Here is a 22,807-nt window from a genome sequence, read left to right on the forward strand (position 1 = left end):
CTCGCTCTCGGCGGACCGGATGCCCCACCCGGCGGTGCCGGGTGGGGCATCCGGTCCGCAGTCACTTACATGACCTCAAGCGACACGCTTGCGATCGCAGCAAGCACACTGACTTGAACTGGCCCTTCCGCCCGGAACCAGATCAACGCCGGGAGCGAAGATGAGCGGATCAGTTCGAGTGCCAGCCCGTCAGGCCAAGGCGAATCGCTCGGCTCCAGAAGTGTTGCCGTTACCTGATCCAGCGGCTCGTCACCAGTACCCGGGGGGCGCTCAATCGAGCAAAATTAGACGTCCCGAAATGCGAGCGTCATATCCGGCTTCTCGGGCCCCCAGCGGAGACCCATCTCCAACGCATCGATGTCGTCGATGCGCTCGAGCGAGAGGCGATCCAGAAAATACCCCTGGCAACCTTGAGCGACTTCGATAAACTTCTGAAGCGAGCTCACCGGATCACCATCTCACCAGTCGAATGGTCCTGGGTGACTTTTCCATCTGGGCCACATCTCTGCCGGTAGTTCTTTTGATTGGGGCCAGAATCAATTGAGGGACCGACCCCCTGCACTTCACCGTTGAGCCTGATCCAGATCTGACTATCATCGAACCGCCGTTCTGCACAACCTCCGTCCGCTGACGTTGCCGTCAACTACTGCCGTCACACCACACTGAAGCCCTGCCAGGCACGTCCTGACGGGGCTTCAGATTTGCATGTGCACGTTGGCTACTGCCACCCGATGGACTCGCGGAACCGCCGCACCCGAGAGATGGTCGTCGACCACTCGGAAATTTGGTTTCCGTCCTCGTCGATCAAACTTCGCGCCTCCACATACCGCCAAGGCTCTTGCGGATTGAAGCGATCTTCGAGGTCATCCAGGAAGATAATCGAGTTTTGCACGTAGACATCTTCCCCTTCCCGGTAAATAGGCCAGCAGAAGATGAAGTTAGCGACCTCCGGGTCCGTGATCGAAGAGATGAGACACGAGGTTGAATTCTTCCTCGTCTCAAGCTCCCTCAGGGCTCTCTCCCAACTTCGATAGTAGTCACCCACCGTCCAGAAGCTCAGGTCCATCGGGAATGATTCTGAGAAGTCCCCGACTGTGACCCTGCCGGTGGCCTCGGAAGGCGACGAGACGCCGTCCTCCGAGGAGGGATCACCGATCACTTCGATCGCAAAACGATTATTCCTTGAGATAGTTGAGGTCTGGGTCATAAGTACCGATCCGTTGGCCCTTGCGGTTGAACATCTTCCAGCCGCCCGACACATTATGCCCATCAACATCCGGCGTTATGTAGTTCTTCCCGTTCGAGAAGACCACCTGGCCGTGCGAATTGAACGGAGCCTTTTGTGCAGGGATTCTCGTCCTGTACCCAAGGGCTCCCGCCCTGTCACCTACAGTTCCGGCGTACAACTCTCGGTTCTGCGCACTCCGCGCGGCTACTGAGTCCGGATGATAGGGATCACCCTTGAGTGCCGGGGAAGAGGTGTACCCCTCAGGAAGATCACAGTCGCTGTTGTGAACGAGCACCGGCGTCTGTCCCGCCAGCACATAGTACGTGTGCAGATCGTCGACAGTCAGGTTGTAGGTGCGGGCGTGCTTCGCGTAGGCCCGGTTACCTATGACGATGACGGTGCTGCCGTCGTTGGTGAGGAGGGTCATACCTGGGGTGAGCGCCCCAGCCTGCATCCACTTGCGCTCAGACGGCGACCAGAAGGGATGTTCATGGGTCGCCGTCAGGTGTTCCACACCGTCTTTAGAAGCGATGGAGAGTTCGTTGAAGTACTTGTCACTTTCGGTGACGATCAGGTGGGTGACCTCACGCGGCCCGGTCTTACCGGTTTCGGGATCTGTGGCCACGACTTTATCGCCGACCTCGACGTCCTCGATGTCTTTGGTCTTTCCGTCAGCCATGAGGACGTCTGTACCGGCCAGGAAACATTTGCAGCCGTATTTTCCTCCGCCGAGTCCTAGGGCAATGAGTTCCAGTGACTCTTGCATAGTTTCATTGACTATGGTCTCAATCCGCGCGTCACTTGCACACTGCTCGGCGTGTTGGAGGCAGTACGTGGCGGCGAGTTTCTTGGCTCCAGGAACATCGTGAGTCTTGAGAAGGTAGTTGTACGCGGCTTGACATCCGGCTCTTCCGTAGCAGGCCATCGAGAGATTGCGACCTTCGCCTACCGGCGTATCCCAGTAATCGCCATTCGCCCCGGTGGCATAGGTGTACCAGTACCTGGTCAGGTCATCTGCGTCATTGGTCTGCGGTCCGAGTTTGAGGAGCCTGTCCTCAACAGCATTGTTATTTCCGCTGACTGTTCCACTGCTGCTGGTACTCGCTGTGCCGCCCCCGGAGGGGACTACACCCGACGTGTCGGCCGTGCCGTCCGACTTGGAGCTGTAGCAGTAGATCCCGGCGTCGCTGCACTTGTCCCCTTCATGACCGCACTTGAGGCCACCGCACGGGTCAAGGCCCGCGGGATCGGAGAGCGTGACGGGGTTGTTGTTGCCGTAGGCATAGCCGTTGAGCGACTGGTGCTCGGCCACATTGAGCAAGGGGTCGACGCTGATGAAACGTCCGGTCGTCGGGTCGTACTCGCGGGCGCCGAGGTGGGTGAGCCCTGACGAGGGGTCAGCCGTGGCGCCGAGGAATGCTTTGTCGTCGGGCCAGGGGCCGTAGGCGGATTGGCTGCGGGTGGCGCCGAAGGGGGTGGTGTAACGCTTGGTGATGGCCTTCGTTGCGTCGTCGACCGCGAGGCTGCTCGTGCCGTGGTGGTCGGCGGCCAGCCAGCTCAGTACCGAGGTACCCGACTTGGTGGTGCGCATCGCGATGGTGGCGCCGGCTCCGATGTAGTAGCGCTGGGCCCAGATCTTGGGCGTCGAAGTCGTAGCGTCGAGATGGACCTCCGTGGCGCCCAGGTAGAGGACGGTCTCACCGGCGGTGTTACGGCGGATCAAGAGGCTGCCGTCGGCGTCGTAGACGTAGCCGGTGGTGGAGGTGCCTTCCTTGAGGGTGTCGAGGTTGCCTTCCGCCGACCATGTCAGGGTCTGGCTGGCAGTGCCGTCCGGCCGGGTCTTGGTGTTGCCCGTGGCGTCGTAGGTGTAAGTCGCCGACGCACCTGTGCAGGAAGACGCGGTCGCCAGGAGTTGGTGGGTCTTCGTGCTGTCGTAGCAGTACGTCTTCGTCGTGGTCGCGGCGGCGGTCTTCGTGGTCTCGGTCGCGCGCAGGCCCGAGTCCTTGTAGGAGTACGACGTCCAATACGGGGCGGCGCCGCCCAGATTCGCCGTCGTACGGTTGGCGGTGGAGCAGTCCGCCGTCGTCGGGGTCCAGGACTCCGTCAGACGGCGGTGGCCGTCGTAGGTGAAGCACTGGTTGTCCGCCGCGGCGGTGCCGCCCAGGGTCATCGGGTCCGAGACGGACGTGACGTTGCCTACGGTGTCGTAGGAGTAGTTCAGTTCCTGGAGCTTGTAGGCGTGCGTGTCGTCGGTGAACGACGAGGTGAGGAGGCGGTCGGTGCCCGCCTCGTAGATGTTGCTGAGGTAGCTGTTGTACGTACCTTCGGTTTGGGAGCGGCCCATGCTGAGGACCTGGGGCTGGCCCAGGGCCGTGTAGCTGGCGTCCAGTAGGTAGCCGCTGGTACCGGCGGTCTGGGTGTTCAGGCCCAGGTTGTCGTACTTGTAGACGACCGGTTCGGCCGGAAGACCTCCCACGGCCGGCTCGGTCGTGGACTGCTGGCTGCCATCGATGTTGTAGGCCGCGGAGAAGGTCAACGGCGTCGTGACAGCCTTGTTGGCGACGAGCGGGTCCGTCGTCGGCAGGGTGAGTTCTGTCATGGTGGCCCGGTACATGCTGTCGAAGGCCGTGACCTTCTTCGTGTACGTACCGGCGGCCGTGACACCGCCGACGTAGCGGGTGGCGGAGTCCTGCTGCCCCTTGGCGTTGGTAACCGAGTCATAGGTGTACGCGGTGAGCTTGTTCGCGTCCACCTGTTCCTCCGTGGTGGAGGTCAGGTCCGCGGTGGCGGCGGCGGACCATGTGCCTGTGGTACGGCCCAGGACGTCGTAGGCACTGATGACGACCCTGCCCTCCGCGTTCTTGGTCCAGGAGACCTGGTCCAGGGGCGTGTAGCCGGCGGTCGTCGTGCCCGTGTCGGGGTCGATGGCGGACGTCTGGCGGCCGTAGAGGTCGTAGGCGTACGACCACCCGCTGTCCGGGCCGGTGATCGTGGACTGCTTGCCGTCGCGGGTGTAGGTGAACTTCGTGGACGTGTAGGTCGCGCCCACTGTGGCACCGAAACCAGTGTCGGCCGGGCTGGTGCCCTCGTACTCGCGGGTTTCCGTCGTACGGCCCTGGGCGTCCACGATCGTACGGGCAGCCGAGCCTCCGCCGGGAGCGGTCGTCGCGGTGGAGTCACCCGTATAGGTACTGCTGGTGCTCCACTTCGTCACGCCTCCGACGTAGAAGGTGCTGGTGACAGGTCGCTCCGCACCGTCGAAGACGGTCACCGTCTCCTTCGGGGCGTGGCCGTCCCCGACCTCGGTGTATTCACCGGATGGGTTCTCGGTGTCGAAGGCGTCGGCGAACGTCTGGCTGACCAGCCCGCGGGTGTTGTAGCGGGTGTCGGTGAGCAGTCGGCCGCCCTGCGGGGTGGGGTTCTGGGTCTGGAGCGGCCTCAGCAGGGAGTCGTAGATGGTGTAGCTGGTGTTGTATGTGTCGCCGTACGGCCCGAGTGCCGAGGTCGAGGACCAGGGATTGTCCTTGTTGGAGACGGAGTAGGCGTAGATGTAGTTGGCTGTCTCGTTGCCGGCGCGGGAGCGGTTGGGCAGCCAGGTCGCGGTCGCGCGGCCGAGGGCGTCGTACGTCGTTTCGGTGATCTTGTTGTTGACGTCGTATATCTTGGTCGGCAGGCCCCTGGCGTAGTCGGCGTAGGTGTAGACGTTGTACGACTTGGCGTTGGTGACCTTGGTCCGGGTAAGCGGGCCGACCGCAACGGGAACGTAGGACGTGGCGGTGGTGTTGCCGGCTGCGTCGGTGGCCGTTGCCGTACGGCCCAGGGCGTCGTACGTCACCCTGCTGGTGGTCTGCCAACCGGACGGATGACGTTCGCCGTTGGTCGCCGACGCCGGGTAGGCAGAGGCGCGGCCGGTCCAGGTGACCTTGCCCAGGGTCGGAGTCTGGGACGCGGACCAGGCGGTAGTCGTGGACGGGCCGTCGTAGAAGGTGGCAGTGTCGGACAGGACGTCGCCGCGACTGGTGGCCGACGTGGGCAGGGACAGGTCTGTCTCAGCGGGTGTGCAGGATCTGCCGAGCACTCGGGTACGGGTGACCAGGGAGTTGATACCGAGCGTGCTGTTGGCCGCGTACCAGATGCGGGTGCACGTCTCGTCACCCGTGACAGTGGAGTCGCCCGCGTCGTGCACTTTCAGCGGCTGACCGTAGTCGTCCCACTCGGTCGTTGCTGTGGTGCGCGTGCGCCAGGCCGACTGCGCCGTCAGATAGGTGTGAATGAACGCCCTCTCCGTACGGACGTAGTACGCCTTGGTGTTCGAGGCCGTATGAGTGGCCGTGGTCCGGTACCAGGGGTCGTTGACGGTCACGGAGACCGGCGTCGAACCGTTGTAGGTGATCTGCTCGCGTAGGAAGCCCGCGTACGGGTCGCTGTCCGTCTGGTCGGCGACGTCCAGGCCAGTGAAGTCGATGCCCGCGACCGAGGCGGACCGAGTGGTCGCGGTGCCCTTGAGCTTGTCGCCGTGCATGCCTTGCAGGTAGGTGGAGACCGTCTTGGACTGGGTGGCGCCCGCGATGCCCTTGGTGGCGGTGACCTTGCCGTAGCCGCGCCAGACGGACCAGGTGCGCTCCGCCTCGGGAGTGAGCGGGTCGTCGTTGTAGCGCCAGGCGGGGTTCTCGTAGGCATAGACGCTCGTGGAGTCCGCGTTCTGGCTGAACGGGTCGGCGGTGCCAACGGCGAGGACACGGTACTTGTGGAACCAGTCGATGGACGCCTCGGCGGCTCCGTTGATGTTCCAGTACTGCGGGTAACAGGGCTTGGAGTTGTCGTCGTCGGCAGCTGGCATGTTCGAACCGCGGACGCACTCCGAACCGGAGATCGTGACCGTGGTGACAGCGCCCGTCTCGGAGGTGACCGTCCTGATACGGGGACGGTTGAGCGGCAGGATGTTGTCGGAATCGCCGTCGACCCGGTTCGGCCGCATCTCGTAGGTGAAGGTCACCGGGTCGAGCGCGATGTCCGTACCGTTCCTGCCAGTGTGCCGGAGGGAGTCCAGGACCAGGGTCTGGTCAGAGGTATCGCCGATGTCGTCGCCGTCCTTGTAGCTCTGGGCCAGAGCCCAGGAGTCGACGGCGGTGAACGCACTCGTGGCGGCCGACCAAGCATGGGTGCCGACGCCGGTCAGGCGCTTGCGTGTGAAGAAAGCGGGACCCGTCACGTCACAGTCCGCTCCGGAGGCGCAGATGGAGTCGAAGGGGACGTCGGGCCACTTGGGCGCGGTCGACTCCGTCAGGTCGCCGCAGTCGGAGACCGTGCAGCGCTCGGCGTAAGAGAAGGTGACCTTGTCGGAGGTCACGCCGGAGAACAGGGTGTCCTTGTTCTGGCCGTAGCGGATCTCGGTGAGGTAGCCGCCGCGGGTGTACGTGGCCGTGGCCGTGGAGGCGTCGTTCTGGGCGTAGTAGTTGGTCTCGGGCGTGTACCAGTACGTCATGGCGTTGCCGTGGATGTCCACGACGTAGTCCAGGTTCCAGCGCCAGGCCTGGGTGAGCGCGCGGCCGGAGAAAGCGGAGCCCTTGTCATAGCCGGGCTCGCCGGAGTCGTTGCCGTAGACCGGCACCGTCCACACGGAGTTGGTGAGGTCACTGGTGGCCGCGCCGGGGAGCTTGTGCCGGCCGAAGACGTACTTCGTGCCATCGCCGGTGGTGACGGTCCAGTACTCGCCGTCGTCATCACCGTTGTCGCCGCCGGTGGAGCGGACCACGGTGGACGCGTCGTCGGAGCTGAGCCGCCATACGTCATCGGTCTTGTCAGCGGCGTCTACCTTCACCAGCTTGCTCGACTTGCCGTTGAGGACGATCGAGGCGTTCTCGAACTTCCAGCACAGGTCGAACTTGTCAGTCTGACCATCTTTGTCGCAGCTGTCGTAGGAACGCTCGATGTACGAGGACGAGGAGATCTCGAAGCCCTCGCCGACCGGGTTGGTCTGGTTGTTCGTCGAGGCGGTACGGCCGTCGACACTGCCGGAGTCGTACGACAGCGACAGGGACGGGGACGGTCCGGCCGCGGCGGGCGGCACAGCCATGCCGTACGACCAGGTGAAGGCGCCGGACGAGCCACCCGCCTCCCAACTGGAGGCAGGCGAGAGCGGGCTCGCCGTGTAGTCGCCAGCGCCGGAGGCGGAGGCGCCCGCGGTCGCCGCGAGGGCCAGGACCGTCACCGAAGAGGAGGCCGAAGTGGTGGCTGCGGAAGCGGATTTGGAGGCCACCGCACTCTTCTCGGCCGTCGGGGCAGCGAGGGATATCTCGGCCGAGACGGTCTGGCCCGAGATGTCGTTGTGCGAGTCGAGCAGTGTCCGCTCGCGGCAGGCTTCCTTGTCCGGTGTTGTCACCGCGCAGGCCGGGAGCTGGAACATCCGAAGACGGCCGGACCAGCCGCCGCCGTAGGCGGAGGCGAAGTCCGAGTAGTCGACGCTGACTTTCGCGGTGCCAGGGTCGGCTGCCGTCGCGGTAAGCAGCACGCCCTTGATACCGACCGCCTCGGTGGCCTTGCGGCTGCGGACCTCGACACGAGCGTCGCCCGAGGCTCCGTCGCGTGTGCCGGTCACTGTCACCGGGAGACCGCCGGCCGCCAGCCGCGCGGCCTTGCCCTTCCCCGCGAGCCTGGCCTTCGCCAAACCCGCTTTCGGCCAGGTCGCAGTCTGCTCGGCCCGGGCCCGCCTGCCCTGTTCAACGTTCTCCGCCCGTGTCTCGGCGACCAGGGCCCGGGACTTCTTGGCGCCCAGCCCCGTGAACTCATGGACCTCGGAGACCAGTTGCTTCGGCTCCTTGGGCTTGCCCAGGCCGCCGCTGCTGCTTGCGGCCTGGACGGGACCCACGACGCCGGTCGGCACGACCAGTGCCATCACCAGAGCGGGCAGGAGTCGTCGGCCGAAGACGGCCCTTCGGGTCCGGACACGGATACCGGCCGGTCTTCCCGCACGTCTTCCCGAGCGTATTCCGGCACTCATGACACGACTCCCATGTGATCACGGAGAACAGAGGACGACCGGCCGGAATACGGTCGGCGGAAAGAACGGTCAGGCACCAGTGCTGCCCACGGTTTTGATCTGCGGGCCGGTCATGGCCCCGGCCCAGATCCGCACACGTGTGATCCGGCCAGCGAGGTAGTGGCCCCACGCGGAGTCCACGAAGCCCGTGCCGATGGCGAAGTCACCCGAACCCGCCACTGCTGTGAAAGCAAGGTCGGGACCGTTCTGGTTGGCGCCGAGATACAGACTGATAGTGCCTGTGGGAGCGTCGAACACTCCGGTCAGCTGCGTAACGCTGTTGGGCGTCACGGTCACGGTTGCGGAGGGCACGGCTGTCCAACTTCCGCCGGCGTTCAGCCGACCGAAGTACCACGTGCCCAGGGGAAGTTCTGTATCCGTCTCCGGATCGAGTTCGGTTCCTGCCCTCTCGAACCACAGGCCCCAGGAGGACCCATCGGTGCCGCGTTGGCCGACGACCTGGGCGACATAGCCCTCGCTCTTGCCTGCCATGACCTCGGCGTTCAGCTCCACAGCCGCACTCACCGTGAACGACCCCGAGTCGTCCACGACAGGGCCGGCCGTCTTCGCTGCGTCGTTCGCGCCGTCGAGCACGATCGCCTCGCCGTCGAGGGAAGCTCCGCCGGAGAGGGCGAGAGGCCGCTTGTAACCAGAGACGGTGTTCGCCACCGCATCAGAGCCGGCAGTCGCCCCAGCCGGGTTCCAGTCGGCCACCAACTCCGTGTAGGCATTGAGGTTCTCGTCCAGCAACCGGGCCTCGGTGGCGACCTCCTCCTCGGTCAGCAGCCGCTGCCAGACTGCCATTTCGTCCACATGGCCGCTCATGTAGTTCTGGTACGTGCCGCCTGAAGTGAACGACACCCTGCCGACCTGGAAGGCGCCACCAGCGACCTTCGCGTCCGACGCACTGGGCAGAGCCACAGACCCGCCCTGCGGCCGGCCGTTCACATACAAACGGATCGCCCGGTTCTCTGCGTCGTAGGAGCCCGCCACATGAACCCACGTATCGAGTGGCACGCCGGTGGCACTCGCGTTGGCGCCCTCGGACTCCCGTACCCCGTTCTCGTACCAGCTCCGCAGGAACACCCAGCGCTGTACGCCTGACGAGTAGTAGAGCGAGAAACTGGAGTTGTCGCTGCCCGTCTGGGACAGAACCGTCCGGTAGGACGACGCGTCGCTCAGTTTGACCCACGCCGAGACGGTGAACGAGAACCGGGAGTCGACCACTGCTTCCGAGGCTGCCGCATATCCCGACTGCCGTGTGGTGTCGTTGGGGTCGCCGTTCAGCCACAGTGACCGGTCCCCCTCGCCCCGCCGGGCCAGTGCGGACCAGCCCGCACCCGGGCCGTTCCGGACCAGGTCATGCCGCACACCTTCGGTGGCAGTGTCGGTCGCGGAGGGCGCTCCTGGATCCGACACGGAGTCGTCGAAGCGCCAGCGGCCGACTGCCGGTTTTCCTTCTGCGACCTTGAACTCCGCGAACTGCGAGTCACCCAGGCCGATGTCGTCCGCTGCCTTGACCTCAAGAATCTCCGTACCCGCCACCCGCGGTGTGATCCACACTCCCACCGTGTTCCCGGTGATCGGAGCCGACCAGTCCGCGTCCTTGGACAGCCTGTAAATGTAGGAGTTGTTCACGTCCCCAGCCGCCGGAGAAAAGGTGAACCTGCCCTTGATGCCCGGCCCCCCAGCCCCCGGACAGACATCGGGGCACTCGCTGTAGGGACCACCGAAGGTCACCACCGGAGGCTTCGGGGAATGCAGGTCGACCTTGAAATAGCACCAGCCCTTGGTCGTCACCGTGCTCGCGGACTGCAGATAGCTGTCATCGTCGTTGTAAAGCGACCGGGTGAACACCGCCAGCCGGTATGTCTTGTTCTCTGTCAGCAGGATCGGCGTATCAGCCTTCACCTGCTCGTTGTCAATCACGGTGTCAGGAGCAAGCGGGCGCACCGGTTCCGTCACCGGAGTCGAACTCCAGGTGCCATCCGCCTGCTTCTCCTGAACGTAGAAGTGCGCCCTCAGATGTGCGCCGCCCTCGCCGCCTGCAGCGGTCTGCGGTCGCGCGGTCAGCACCGGATTCCGATCCGCGATGACATCCGGATCGGCGGACTTGGTCGAGCACTTGACGTACTTGCCCTGCGCGATACCGGGACTGGTCGGCACGGCGGGCAGCCCGACGAACTTCACCGACAGCAGGGCGTCGTCATCGAACCGCTTCCAGCCGTTGGGGTCGTTCTCGTTGTGCGCCTTCAACATCAAGGTCAGTCGGTCGAACCCGCCGGCCGCGAAGACCTGAACTGTGTGCGTAAGGTTCTCGTAGCTCTGGGCCGGGTCGTCGTTGAACTCGACATGCGCGTCCGGCTGACTCGGCGTACACGCCGTCCCACGCCCCGCGGCAACGGTCTTGTCGCCCATCAGATCCCAGTTCGACGTGGGCCCGGGCCAGTTGGTCGCGGCGGAGATACCGCCGGTACGGACAAGGTCGACAACCGTCTTCTCGCACGACATCGACCAACGCTCGGTCACCCGGAAGGTCGCGTCCAGCACCTTCTTGCCCGCCAACTTGGCGGACCCGAACTCGAAGTACATGCGCTGCCGGTAGCCCGAGCCGCAGTAGTACGCATAGCCCCCGGTGACGTAGGTGTCGCAGAAGCCGACGCCCTCGCCGTCGTCGCCACCGGAGAAGTTGTAGAAGCTGTCCCCGTCCGAGGACAGCACCGTGCGCTCGGACTCCTCCAGACCCACATCCGGGTCGATGTACAACGGATAGACCGTGTTCTCCCCGCCCAGCAAACCCGCGTCCGGCACCACGGCCACCGCGTTGTCGGTCAGCTCCACCGGCAGTACGGCGGACGCGTCACCGCTGCCGGGCCCATCGGCCGGATCGGCGGACGTCTCGCCGTGGCCGTCCACTACGGGCTCGTCATCGGTGGCAGCGAGCGACATGGTCGCCGCACCCGACCCGGCTGCGTCGCCTGCCGAGTCCCACATCCGCGCGGCCGGCGAACGGAACACCGTGTTGCCGTTCTCGTCCACGGCAGCGAGGCCACCGCCCGTCCGGGTGCTCACCGTCAGGCCCTGCGTCTTGAGGGAGAACTCGATCCGCTCCAGCTCCGGATTGGCAGCCGCCTCGGCGGACTTGACGACCAGCACCTGGCGGATGCCCTCCACTGTCGCGGTCATCCGCAGGTCGACCCCGGGCAGTACCTCCGCGTACGTGGCGGACGCACCGTCCAGCGTCGGCTCCGGCAGGCCGCCGGGCCAGCCCAGGCTCAGCGATCGGCCGTCCTCGGCCAGCTTCACCAGGCTTCCGCCGTCGCCGCCGGCGGAGAGGGAGATGTCGGCCACCGATGCCATCGGCCCGATCGAGCCGTCGGCCCGGCGCTCCAGCGTCGCGTCCGGCTCCGCCCAGGACCCGTCCGGCTGGGCGACGCGCACCGGTACGGCGGACTGCGTGAGGGTGAACGTGTAGCCGTCAGGGTTGGCGTGGGTCGTGGCGTACTCCTCGCGCGCGCCGACGACTTCGACCGCTTCGCCAGAGGCCGCTGCCTGCTCCGACGCAGCCGCTGCCTCGGACGTCGTCGGCTCCGCGTCATCCGCCCGCGCCACCGGTGTCGTGACACCCAGCACAGGCAGAGCCGCCAGCAACGCCGTGACCGTCAGACCAGAGACCAACTGTCTCGCACGTCCGACGCTTCCGCGCTGCGGGCAACGCAAAGAGTCCCCACCCATTCCCCACCCCCGCTTTACGTGATCTTTATGAGCTCCCATATCCAACACAGCTGATCGTGCACGGTCAAGCAATTTCAAAGTGAATACATCGCCGCCACAGGCGCGCGGGCCAACCGCCAACACTCCTTCCACCACTGCCCATTGAGGCTCAAAATCGATGTTTGGTCAGGCGCACCAACCCGTCAAATAAGGAACCGTCAGCCATCCCCAGCAAAATGACGAGCCTGAGTGGCTTGAAATCTCCCGCCATTCAGCCCGCACTTCACATGGCCTCGACCACAAGAAAAGGGCCCCGTGAGGCCCTTTCTCCACCGCCACGCCCCGTTTCAGCACTCACGCACCAGCAGTCGCACGCCCCGAAGCAGGACGGATCTTCCGCAGCGCAAACCCCATGAAGCCCGCGTTCGCCAGAGCCGCCGCCGCGATCCCCACCAGGTAGAGCACCAGGAACGCCCCGCCGCCCGTGCCGTTCAGGGTGCCCTCCGGCAGGAGGGTGTACAGGAGGCTCAGGGGGGCCGTCAGGAGCCACGGGACCGCGCCGGACATCGAGGCGTCGGTGTGGGAGACGAAGAAGGTGTCGACGAGGAAGAAGCCCGTCGCCGCGACGACCACGGCCAGGTAGCCGCGGGAGAGCCAGTTGTCCGTGGCCAGGGTGAGCAGGTTGCGGCGGTTGTTGTTCATGATGGCCTCCGGTGCGTGTGGTGCGTCGTGTGATGCAGTGCGTTCACGATGGCCCGCGCACGGCCGCCTCGGCATGAGTACACCTACTCATCCGTAACTGAGCTTCAGGGGGATTCACCACATGGAAAGCACGCAGAGCACTCTGGGTGCGGGGTACGACGCGCCCCGCACCCGCAGACTGTTCCTCGGCGGAGCCGCGGTCGGCGTCACCACCGCCGCCCTCACTGGGATCGGGGCTACGACCGCGACCGCCGCCGAGGGGGACGTGCCCGAGGTCAACGGCCTCGGGTGGCACGACGTACGCGGCTACGGCGCCGTCGGTGACGGTGCCACCGACGACACCCTCGCCATCCAGGCCGCCCTGGACGCCTGCGAGCCCGGCAACACGGTGTATCTGCCGGCGGGTCAGTACCGTACGAGCGCGCCGGTGAGGATACCGCCGTACGTCACGCTGCAGGGCACCCACGGCGGCGGCGAGAACGAATGGGGCGCGGCCGACCCCGCCTTCGGGCTAAAGCCCTTGCCGGGGTTCACGGGCGCGGCCGTCGTCCTCGTGCTCGACCAGCTCACCGGCGGATACGCCACCAAGTCCGTCGAGGTGCGCATTCTGCAGCTGACCATCGACGGCAGCGCGTTGCCCGCGGGCGGTGCCGAGGTCGACGGGATCCGGGCCGTCGGGCAGGTCCAGCACCTCCAACTGCGGGACGTGCAGGTGCGGAAGGTCACCGGGCACGGCATCAACACCACGTACAACGAGGCCGTGCCCACAGGCCCGCAGGCGCCGTTCTGTCTGCACTTCGACCGGGTCTCCGTCCTCTGGCCGGGAACCTACGGCATCGCGCTCAACAACTCCACGGACTCCGTCCTGCACGACGTGTACGTGCTCGGCGGGAACGGCTCCGGCTGGTGGATCGCGGGGGCCGGCAACTCGACGTTCACCAGTTGCCGCGCCGAGTGGTCGGCCAAGGAGGGCTTCGTACTGCGGACCTGGCAGGGGGTCATCCAGTTCAGCGGCTGCTCCACCGACCGCAACGGCTACGACGGCATCAACGTGCAGAACACCGACAGCAAGGGCATCCTCCAGCTCAGCGGCTGCCGACTGACCCGTGACGGCCGCAACGGCGGTACGGGCGGGGGCGGTTACGCCGGTCTGAAGGTGCGGAACACCACCGCCAAGGTCTTCGCCGACGGTCTGCTCGTCACCGCCGGGAACGACGACGACGGTTCGCTGGGGGCATCCCCGGCCCGTGGGGTGTCCGCCGGCAACTCGGCCTGCACCGTCGTGAGTTCGGGCTTCGTCGACGGCGTGGAGATCGACTGGCACGACGACGGCGGCAACACGGTCTTCCAGAAGGGGGCCACTGTCGTCCTGTCGTAGCCCTGGTCCGCCATGTCATGTCGGGCATGGCCGGAAACAGCCGTGCCGACAGCGGCCCAGCATGTCCCCGCAAGGCTCGACCCCGTCCGGGTCGGGCCTTGCGGCCGTTCAAGGCCGCCAGGCTCCCCCGACGCCGAGCCACCCACACTTCCTTCACTTCGCGGTGCGAACAGCATCCCCGCACATGAATAATCACCCGAGCAAGCAGCACACCTTCGATCCACAGGCATCTCACAGAAGCAGGCGCACGCCACCCAGGGCGTTCCACATCCCGGAACCGCCCTCTGGACAACAGCTGAGGTTAGGCTAACCTACCTTTCGAATTGTCCGGCGGGCCGAACCGCCCTGTTCGAAAGCAGCCATCTCATGTCCAACGCCCGTGCCACCCACCTCTCCCGCCGCGGCATGCTCGCCGCAGGCGGCGCCCTCGGCCTCGGGGCCGTCCTCGCCGCCTGTGGGGACGACGACGCGAAAAGCGGTGGCTCGGACGCGGACGCGTCGAAGGCCGCCGCGACTCCCGCCGCCGGTCCGTGGACGTTCAAGGACGACCGCGGCATGACCGCCAAGGCCGACAAGGTGCCCTCCAGCATCGTCGCCTTCATCGGTGTCGCCGCCGCGCTCCACGACTACGGCGTCGACGTCAAGGGCGTGTTCGGCCCGACCACGACCAAGGACGGCAAGGCCGATGTCCAGGCCGGCGACCTGGACGTCACCAAGGTGACCGTCCTCGGCAACGAGTGGGGCCAGTTCAACATCGAGAAGTACGCGGCCCTGGCCCCGGACCTCCTCGTCACCACGATGTTCGACAGCGCGGGCACCCTCTGGTACGTCCCGGAGGAGTCCAAGGAGAAGATCCTCGGCGTCGGCGCGCCGACCGTCGGTATCTCCGTGTACGACATCCAGCTCGACCAGCCGCTGCAGCGCATGCTGGAGCTGGCCAAGACCCTCGGCGCGGACACCGCCTCCGCCAAGGTGACCGCCGCGAAGAAGGCCTTCGAGGACGCCGCCGCCCGGCTGCGCGCGGCCACCAAGGCCAACCCGGACATCAAGGTGCTGGCCGGTTCCGCCGCGCAGGACATCTTCTACGTCTCCGGCTCCAACCTCTCCACCGACCTGGAGTACTTCAAGGCCCTCGGCGTGAACTTCGTCGAGCCCGCCGCCGATGTCCTCAAGGCGAGCGGTGGCTGGTTCGAGAACCTGAGCTGGGAGAACGTCGACAAGTACAAGGCCGACATCATCATGATGGACAACCGGACGTCGGCGATTCAGCCCGCTGACATCACCGAGGCTACGTGGAAGCAGTTGCCTGCGGTGAAGGCGGATCAGGTGATCGCTCGTAATCCCGAGCCGATTCTGTCTTACGACAAGTGCACGCCGCTTCTCACGAGCCTTGCCGAGGCTATTGAGAACGCGAAGAAGGTCAGTTAGCAGCGGGCGCCGGTATCAGCGCCGTGAGTGTCTTAAGTCGTGGGGAACTGCGGGCCCGCCGTGGCTGGTCGCGCAGTTCCCCGCGCCCCTTTCGGGGCGCGTCACCGCGTCCCCTGACATCACATCAGGAGTTCGCATGACGACCGCCGTCACCGCCCCTTTCCGGTTCTTCGCTCTCCACGTCGTACGGACCACCCGCCTCGGTCCGTCCCTCGTCCGCGTCAGTTTCGCCGGGGACGACCTGGTCGCCTTCTTCTCCGACGGGTGCGATCAAAGCCTCTCCCTGTTTCTTCCGCACCCTGGGCAGGACGCCCCCGCCGTGCCCATCGAGTTGGGGGACGGATGGTGGCAGGGGTGGCGTGAACTGCCGGACGACGTGCGGGCGGTGATGCGCTCGTACACGCTCCGTGCGCTGCGTGCCGATGCCCAGGGGCGTACGACGGAGATCGACATCGACTTCGTGCTGCACGGCGTCGAACCGGGTGCCGCCGTCCCCGCCGGGCCGGCCTCCCTCTGGGCCTCCCGGGCCGGCGCCGGTGACCGTGTCCTGCTGCTCGGGCCGGCGATCGCCGACAACCGTGCGATCCGGTTCCGGCCGCCGACCGGCACCGATCTCGTCGTCATCTGGGCCGACGAGACCGCCGTACCGGCCGCCTCCGCGATCCTCGAATCGCTGCCCACCGGCACCCGGGCGCAGGTCTGGCTGGAGGCCGGGCACGCCGGGGACATCCAGGATCTGGTGACGGCCGCCGACGCCGAGATCACCTGGCTCGTGCGCGGTGCGGGCGGAGGTACAGGTGCGCCCTCGGCCCTGGAGGCGATCCGAGGCGCCCAACTCCCCTCTGCGGAGCGGCCGTACGTCTGGATCGCGGGTGAGTCATCCGTCGTGAAGGAGCTGCGCCGGCATCTCGTACGGGAGCGCGGCATCGACCGCCGGGCCGTCACCTTCGTCGGCTACTGGCGGCGCGGGCTCAGCGAGGAGCAGCTGCGCGAGCAGTCCGAATGACGGCAGAGGCCTAGATCACAGCTGTTACGGGTGGGGCAGGATCGTACGGGAATCCAACTTAGGTTAGGCTAACCTAAGTTCCACACGATGGAGCTGTTCGACATGGCGAACCTGCACCCGCCCTCTCTGTCCCCCCGGAGGCTCCCCCGATGCGCTCGCACCTGCTCAATGACACGACCGCGGAGCGGTACCGCCGCTCCGTGACCGAAGGAGTCGAGCGGGTGGCGGCCAAACTCGCCACCACGGACCGTCCGTTCACCGGCGTCACGGTCGACGCCCTCGCCCCCCACATCGACCGGATCGACCTGGACAGGCCCCTTCTCGACGAGGCCGCAGCCCTCGACGAGCTCGAAGAGGTCTATCTGCGCGACGCGATCTACTTCCACCACCCGCGCTACCTCGCCCACCTCAACTGCCCGGTCGTCATACCGGCGGTGCTCGGCGAGGCGATCCTCTCCGCCGTCAACTCCTCCCTCGACACCTGGGACCAGTCGGCCGGCGGCACCCTCATCGAGCGCAAACTGATCGACTGGACGAACGAGCGCATCGGCCTCGGCCCCGCCGCCGACGGCGTCTTCACCAGCGGCGGCAGCCAGTCCAACCTCCAGGCGCTGCTGCTGGCCCGCGAGGAGGCGAAGAGCGACTCCTTCGCCAAACTGCGCATCTTCGCCTCCGACGTCAGCCACTTCAGCGTGAAGAAGTCCGCGAAACTGCTCGGGCTGAGCCCCGACTCGGTCGTCTCCATCCCCGTCGACCACGACAAGCGGATGCAGACCGTCGCCCTCGCCCACGAGCTGGAGCGCTGCAAGCGCGCCGGGCTCGTCCCCATGGCCGTCGTCGCCACCGCCGGCACGACCGACTTCGGGTCCATCGACCCGCTGCCCGAGATCGCCGAACTCTGCTCCCAGTACGGGACTTGGATGCACGTCGACGCCGCGTACGGCTGTGGACTGCTCGCCTCGGTCAAGCGCCGCGACCTCCTCACCGGCATCGAGCGCGCCGACTCGGTGACCGTCGACTACCACAAGTCCTTCTTCCAGCCGGTGAGTTCGAGCGCCCTGCTGGTCCGCGACTCGGCCACGCTCCGCCACGCCACCTACCACGCGGAGTACCTCAACCCGCGCCGCATGGTGCAGGAGCGCATCCCCAACCAGGTCGACAAGTCCCTCCAGACGACCCGCCGCTTCGACGCCCTCAAGTTGTGGATGACCCTGCGTGTGATGGGCGCCGACGGCATCGGCCAACTCTTCGACGAGGTCTGCGACCTGGCCCAGGAGGGCTGGGAGCTGCTCGCCGCCGACCCGCGCTACGACGTCGTCGTCGAGCCCTCCCTCTCCACCCTCGTCTTCCGCTACATCCCCGCCGCCGTCACCGACCCCTCGGAGATCGACCGCGCCAACCTGTACGCCCGCAAGGCCCTGTTCGCCTCCGGTGCGGCCGTGGTCGCGGGGACGAAGGTCGGCGGGCGCCACTACCTCAAGTTCACCCTGCTCAACCCCGAGACCACGACGGACGACATCAGCGCCGTACTCGATCTGATCGCCGGCCATGCCGAGCAGTACCTGGGAGAAACCGTTGACCGCGCCGTTTCCGTCGCCTCCGTCGCTTCCTGAAGCCGCAGCAATGAAGAAGACTGCTGAAGCCAGCAACAAGACCTACGACTTCATCGGCATCGGTCTCGGCCCCTTCAACCTCGGCCTCGCCTGCCTCACCGAGCCGATCGACGAACTCGACGGCCTCTTCCTGGAGTCGAAGCCCGACTTCGAGTGGCACTCGGGGATGTTCCTCGAAGGCGCCCATCTCCAGACGCCGTTCATGTCGGACCTCGTCACCCTCGCCGACCCGACCTCCCCGTACTCCTTCCTCAACTACCTGAAGGAATCGGGCCGGTTGTACTCGTTCTACATCCGCGAGAACTTCTACCCGCTGCGCGTCGAGTACGACGACTACTGCCGCTGGGCCGCGGCCAAACTCCGCAGCGTCCGCTTCAACACCACGGTCGCCGAGGTGACTTACCAGGACGAGGACGAGCTGTACGTCGTCCGTACGGTCGCCGGTGACCTGTACCGGACCCGCAAACTCGTCCTCGGCACCGGCACTCCCCCGTACATCCCGGACGCGTGCGCCGATCTGGACGGCGACTTCATCCACAACTCCCAGTACATGCAGAACAAGCGGGAGTTGCAGGCCAAGGAGTCGATCACGCTCGTCGGCAGTGGTCAGTCCGCCGCCGAGATCTACTACGACCTCCTCAGTGAGATCGACGTCCACGGCTACCGGCTCAACTGGGTGACGCGCTCGCCGCGCTTCTTCCCGCTCGAATACACCAAGCTGACGCTGGAGATGACCTCCCCGGAGTACATCGACTACTTCCGCGCGCTGCCCGAGCGGACCCGTTACCGCCTCACGCAAGACCAGAAGGGCCTGTTCAAGGGCATCGACGGCGAGCTGATCAACGAGATCTTCGATCTGCTCTACCAGAAGAACCTCGGCGGGCCCGTCCCCACCCGGCTCCTCACCAACTCCGCGCTCAACAGCGTGAGTTACGAGAACGGGAAAGAGAACGGGAGCGGTACGTACACGCTCGGGCTGCGCCAGGAGGAGCAGGAGAAGGAGTACACCCTGGACACCCAGGGCCTGATCCTGGCCACCGGCTACAAGTACGCCGAGCCGGAGTTCCTGAAGCCGGTGCGCGACCGGCTGCGCTACGACACCCAGGGCAACTTCGACATCGGCCGCAACTACGCGATCGACACCACCGGATGCGGGGTCTTCCTCCAGAACGCCGGTGTCCACACCCACTCGATCACCTCGCCCGACCTGGGCATGGGCGCGTACCGCAACAGCTTCATCATCGGCGAGCTGCTCGGCAGCGAGTACTACCCGGTCGAGAAGACCATCGCCTTCCAGGAGTTCGCCGTATGACCTCCATGACCCCCGTGACCTCAATGAATCTCTCCCTCCGGCCGCTCGACCCCCTCAAGGACGCCGAGCTGCTGCACACCTGGGTGACGCATCCCAAGGCGGCCTTCTGGATGATGCAGGACGCCAAGCTGGAAGACGTCGAGCGCGCCTACATGGAGGTCGCCGCCGACGAGCACCACCACGCTCTCCTCGGCCTCCAGGACGGCGTACCCGCCTTCCTGATGGAGAAGTACGACCCCGTCCACCGCGAGTTGGTCGGGCTGTACGAGCCGCAGCCCGGCGATGTCGGCATGCACTTCCTGGTGCCGGCGACCGACACGCCCGTGCACGGCTTCACCCGGGCCGTCATCACCGCCGTGATGGACGAGCTGTTCGCCGACCCGCGCACCCGCCGGGTCGTCGTCGAGCCCGACGTGACCAACAAGGCCGTCCACGCGCTGAACGAGGCCGTCGGCTTCGTGCCCGAGCGCGAGATCCAGAAGCCCGAGAAGCGGGCCCTGTTGAGCTTCTGCACCCGCCGGCAATACCTGGCCGCCCGAGCGGCTTCCCGAGGAGTAGCGATATGACCCTGTCCGACGCCGTGGCGCACCTGTCCCCCGAGCGCTGGGCACAGGCCAACCGCCTCCTGATCCGCAAAGCCCTCGCCGAGTTCGCGCACGAGCGCCTCATCACCCCCGAACCCGAAAAGGACGGGGACGGTTACGCCGTACTCGGCGACGACGGCCTGACCCGCTACCGCTTCACCGCCGTACGTCACGCCCTCGACCACTGGCAGGTCGACGCCGACTCCATCACCCGGCACCGCGACGGGGCCGAACTCCCGCTCTCCGCCCTGGACTTCTTCATCGAGCTGAAGAAATCGCTCGGCCTGAGCGACGAGGTCCTGCCCGTCTATCTGGAGGAGATCTCCTCCACCCTCTCCGGCACCTGCTACAAACTCACCAAGCCGCAGATCCCCGTCGCCGAACTCGTCAAAAGCGACTTCCAGGCGATCGAGACCGGGATGACCGAGGGCCACCCCTGCTTCGTCGCCAACAACGGACGGCTCGGCTTCGGCGTGCACGAGTACCTCTCGTACGCACCCGAGACCGCGAGCCCGGTCCGGCTGGTCTGGCTGGCCGCGCACCGCTCGCGCGCCGCGTTCACGGCGGGTGTCGGTATCGAGTACGAGGCCTTCCTGCGCGAGGAGTTGGGGCAGGAGACGGTCGTCCGCTTCCGTACGAAGCTCAGCGACCAGGGCCTCGATCCCGCCCAGTACCTCTTCATCCCGGTGCACCCCTGGCAGTGGTGGAACAAGCTCACCGTCACCTTCGCCGCCGAGGTCGCCCAGAAGAACCTGGTCTGCCTGGGCGAGGGCGACGACGAGTATCTCGCCCAGCAGTCCATCCGGACCTTCTTCAACAAGTCCAACCCCGAGAAGCACTACGTCAAAACGGCTCTCTCGGTCCTCAACATGGGCTTCATGCGCGGGCTTTCGGCCGCGTACATGGAGGCGACCCCGGCCATCAACGACTGGCTGGCCCAACTCATCGACAACGACCCGGTGTTGAAGTCGACGGGCCTGTCGATCATCCGCGAGCGCGCGGCCGTCGGCTACCGCCACCTGGAGTACGAGGCCGCGACCGACCGCTACTCCCCGTACCGGAAAATGCTGGCCGCGCTGTGGCGCGAGAGCCCGGTGTCGTCCCTCGACGAGGGCGAATCGCTGGCGACAATGGCCTCCCTCGTCCATGTCGACCACGAGGGGCGCTCCTTCGCCTCCGCGCTCATCGAGCAGTCGGGCCTGAGCCCGAAGGAGTGGCTGCGCGGCTACCTCCGCGCCTACTTCACCCCGCTCCTGCACAGCTTCTACGCCTACGACCTCGTCTACATGCCGCACGGCGAGAACGTCATCCTCGTCCTCAAGGACGGCACCGTGCAGCGCGCGATCTACAAGGACATCGCCGAGGAGATCGCCGTCATGGACCCGCACGCGGTACTGCCGCCGACGGTCGAGCGGCTGCGCGTGGACGTCCCGGAGGAGAAGAAGCTCCTGTCCATCTTCACGGACGTCTTCGACTGCTTCTTCCGCTTCCTCGCCGCGAACCTCGCCACCGAGGGTGTCCTGGAGGAGGACGACTTCTGGCGGACGGTCGCCGACACGGTCCGCGACTACCAGGCGGCCACCCCCGAACTAGCCGACAAGTTCAAGCAGTACGACATGTTCGCGCCCGAGTTCTCGCTGTCCTGCCTCAACCGGCTCCAACTGCGCAACAACAAGCAGATGGTGGACCTCGCGGACCCGGCCGGCGCCCTCCAGCTCGTCGGCAACCTGAAGAACCCGATCGCGGGCCTGTAGCGGTAGCGACACCGCAGCACCCGCCCCCATACAGACGGGCACCTCGGAGTACGGTCCTCCGAGGTGCCCGTCGTCGTACGCATCGGGGCACAATCCCGGTGGAACAATCTCCTTCATGGCGGAAATCATCCAGAAGGACGGCACGTGGGTCTTCGACGGCGACGCCCTCCGGCTCACCCCTGGACGTGACAAGAACGTCAGCCTGCTCCGCAAGACCCTGGGCGAACTCGCCGTCCCCCTGCACTCGTTGGCCGGTGTCTCCTTCGAACAGGGCAGAAAGTCGGGGCGATTGAGGCTCCGGCTGCGCGACGGCTCCGACCCGCTGCTCCAGGCGACCGGCGGCAAGCTGGCGGAGCCGAACGACCCGTATCTGCTGAACGTCGAGTCCGACCGGTACGGCGTCGCCGAGTACTTCGTGGACGAGGTCCGCAACGCGCTGCTGCTCGACGAGGTGCCCTCCGGCGCCGTCGACCGCTATCTGCTGCCCGGACCCGCCGTACCGGTGTCCGTGTCGGCCGGGGACGGCACCGCGACCTTCGACGGTGAGCACGTCCGGCTGGAGTGGAACTGGAAGACGGAGGACGCGAAGGCCGCGGCCGGCCCCCGTTCCCTCGCCGTCGCCGATATCGCGGCCGTCGAATGGCATCCGGCGGTGGGCCTGGAGAACGGCTATCTGCGCTTCGGCGTACGGCACGCGCCGACCAAGGCCCCGCCGAAGTACGACCCCAACTCCGTCGAGCTGTGGGGGTTCAAGAAGGACCCGCTGATGGCACTGGTCGCGGCGGCCGTCCAGGCCCGGCTGCCGCATCCGACGGCGCCCGCAACGAACGTACCGCCGAAGGAACTTGCCGCGCCACCGGCCGACAGCACACCATCCGCCGAACACGACCACGACGCCCAACTACGTCGGCTCCGCGAACTCGGTGAGCTGCACCAGACGGGCGTGCTCACGGACGAGGAGTTCGCCCTCGCCAAACAGGCGGTCCTCAGGCGCATGTAGAGCCACATGAAGGACACGCAACTCGCGTCGGAGAACCGCCTGTTGGACC

At 66.2% G+C, this 22,807-nt stretch carries 13 protein-coding genes; 8 read left to right on the plus strand and 5 right to left on the minus strand.

The genetic code is table 11. The features are described 5' to 3' along the window. Positions 1–284: 284 nt before the first annotated feature. The 5 genes from ACWCRB_RS30060 to ACWCRB_RS30080 form a co-directional block, all read right to left on the minus strand. Positions 285–446, minus strand: coding sequence for a hypothetical protein (locus tag ACWCRB_RS30060; RefSeq protein WP_450999037.1), 162 nt, complete (start codon positions 444–446; stop codon positions 285–287). 272 nt (positions 447–718) lie between these two features. Beyond that, positions 719–1,207: a hypothetical protein gene (locus ACWCRB_RS30065; RefSeq protein WP_450999038.1), complete on the minus strand. Its 489-nt coding sequence runs from the start codon at positions 1,205–1,207 to the stop codon at positions 719–721. Next, a complete protein-coding gene (locus ACWCRB_RS30070; protein WP_450999039.1) occupies positions 1,176–8,123 on the minus strand; it encodes a polymorphic toxin-type HINT domain-containing protein in 6,948 nt (2,315 codons plus the stop codon). The genes ACWCRB_RS30065 and ACWCRB_RS30070 overlap by 32 nt, the downstream gene beginning before the upstream one ends. Positions 8,124–8,297: 174 nt before the next feature. Then, complete coding sequence (locus ACWCRB_RS30075) at positions 8,298–11,945, minus strand: LamG domain-containing protein (RefSeq protein WP_450999040.1); 3,648 nt, start codon at positions 11,943–11,945, stop codon at positions 8,298–8,300. Positions 11,946–12,335: 390 nt separating this feature from the next. Further along, entirely contained in the window at positions 12,336–12,683 is a 348-nt protein-coding gene (locus ACWCRB_RS30080; RefSeq protein WP_450999041.1) for an SCO4225 family membrane protein, read from the minus strand. A 121-nt stretch (positions 12,684–12,804) separates the two neighbouring features. On the opposite strand from ACWCRB_RS30080, the gene ACWCRB_RS30085 reads away from it, so the two are divergent. The 8 genes from ACWCRB_RS30085 (at position 12,805) to ACWCRB_RS30120 (ending at position 22,758) form a co-directional block, all read left to right on the plus strand. After that, positions 12,805–14,061, plus strand: coding sequence for a glycosyl hydrolase family 28-related protein (locus ACWCRB_RS30085; RefSeq protein ID WP_450999042.1), 1,257 nt, complete (start codon positions 12,805–12,807; stop codon positions 14,059–14,061). Between the two features lie 366 nt (positions 14,062–14,427). Continuing rightward, entirely contained in the window at positions 14,428–15,489 is a 1,062-nt protein-coding gene (locus ACWCRB_RS30090) for an ABC transporter substrate-binding protein (protein WP_450999043.1), read from the plus strand. Positions 15,490–15,625: 136 nt separating this feature from the next. Then, the gene (locus tag ACWCRB_RS30095; protein ID WP_450999044.1) at positions 15,626–16,495 is read left to right on the plus strand and encodes a siderophore-interacting protein; all 870 of its coding nucleotides are present in this window, start codon (positions 15,626–15,628) and stop codon (positions 16,493–16,495) included. Positions 16,496–16,644: 149 nt separating this feature from the next. Further along, positions 16,645–18,108 (plus strand): lysine decarboxylase DesA, encoded by a 1,464-nt coding sequence (desA, locus tag ACWCRB_RS30100; protein WP_450999045.1) that lies wholly within the window; start codon positions 16,645–16,647, stop codon positions 18,106–18,108. Between the two features lie 10 nt (positions 18,109–18,118). Next, positions 18,119–19,420: a lysine N(6)-hydroxylase/L-ornithine N(5)-oxygenase family protein gene (locus tag ACWCRB_RS30105; RefSeq protein WP_450999046.1), complete on the plus strand. Its 1,302-nt coding sequence runs from the start codon at positions 18,119–18,121 to the stop codon at positions 19,418–19,420. Between the two features lie 5 nt (positions 19,421–19,425). Then, positions 19,426–19,986 (plus strand): GNAT family N-acetyltransferase, encoded by a 561-nt coding sequence (locus ACWCRB_RS30110; RefSeq protein WP_450999050.1) that lies wholly within the window; start codon positions 19,426–19,428, stop codon positions 19,984–19,986. Beyond that, on the plus strand, positions 19,983–21,758 hold the full coding sequence (locus tag ACWCRB_RS30115) for an IucA/IucC family protein (protein ID WP_450999047.1): 1,776 nt from the start codon (positions 19,983–19,985) through the stop codon (positions 21,756–21,758). The genes ACWCRB_RS30110 and ACWCRB_RS30115 overlap by 4 nt, the downstream gene beginning before the upstream one ends. Positions 21,759–21,873: 115 nt before the next feature. Beyond that, on the plus strand, positions 21,874–22,758 hold the full coding sequence (locus ACWCRB_RS30120; RefSeq protein WP_450999048.1) for a DUF4429 domain-containing protein: 885 nt from the start codon (positions 21,874–21,876) through the stop codon (positions 22,756–22,758). Positions 22,759–22,807 lie beyond the last annotated feature (49 nt).

The organism is Streptomyces sp. NPDC002156, from assembly GCF_053593675.1.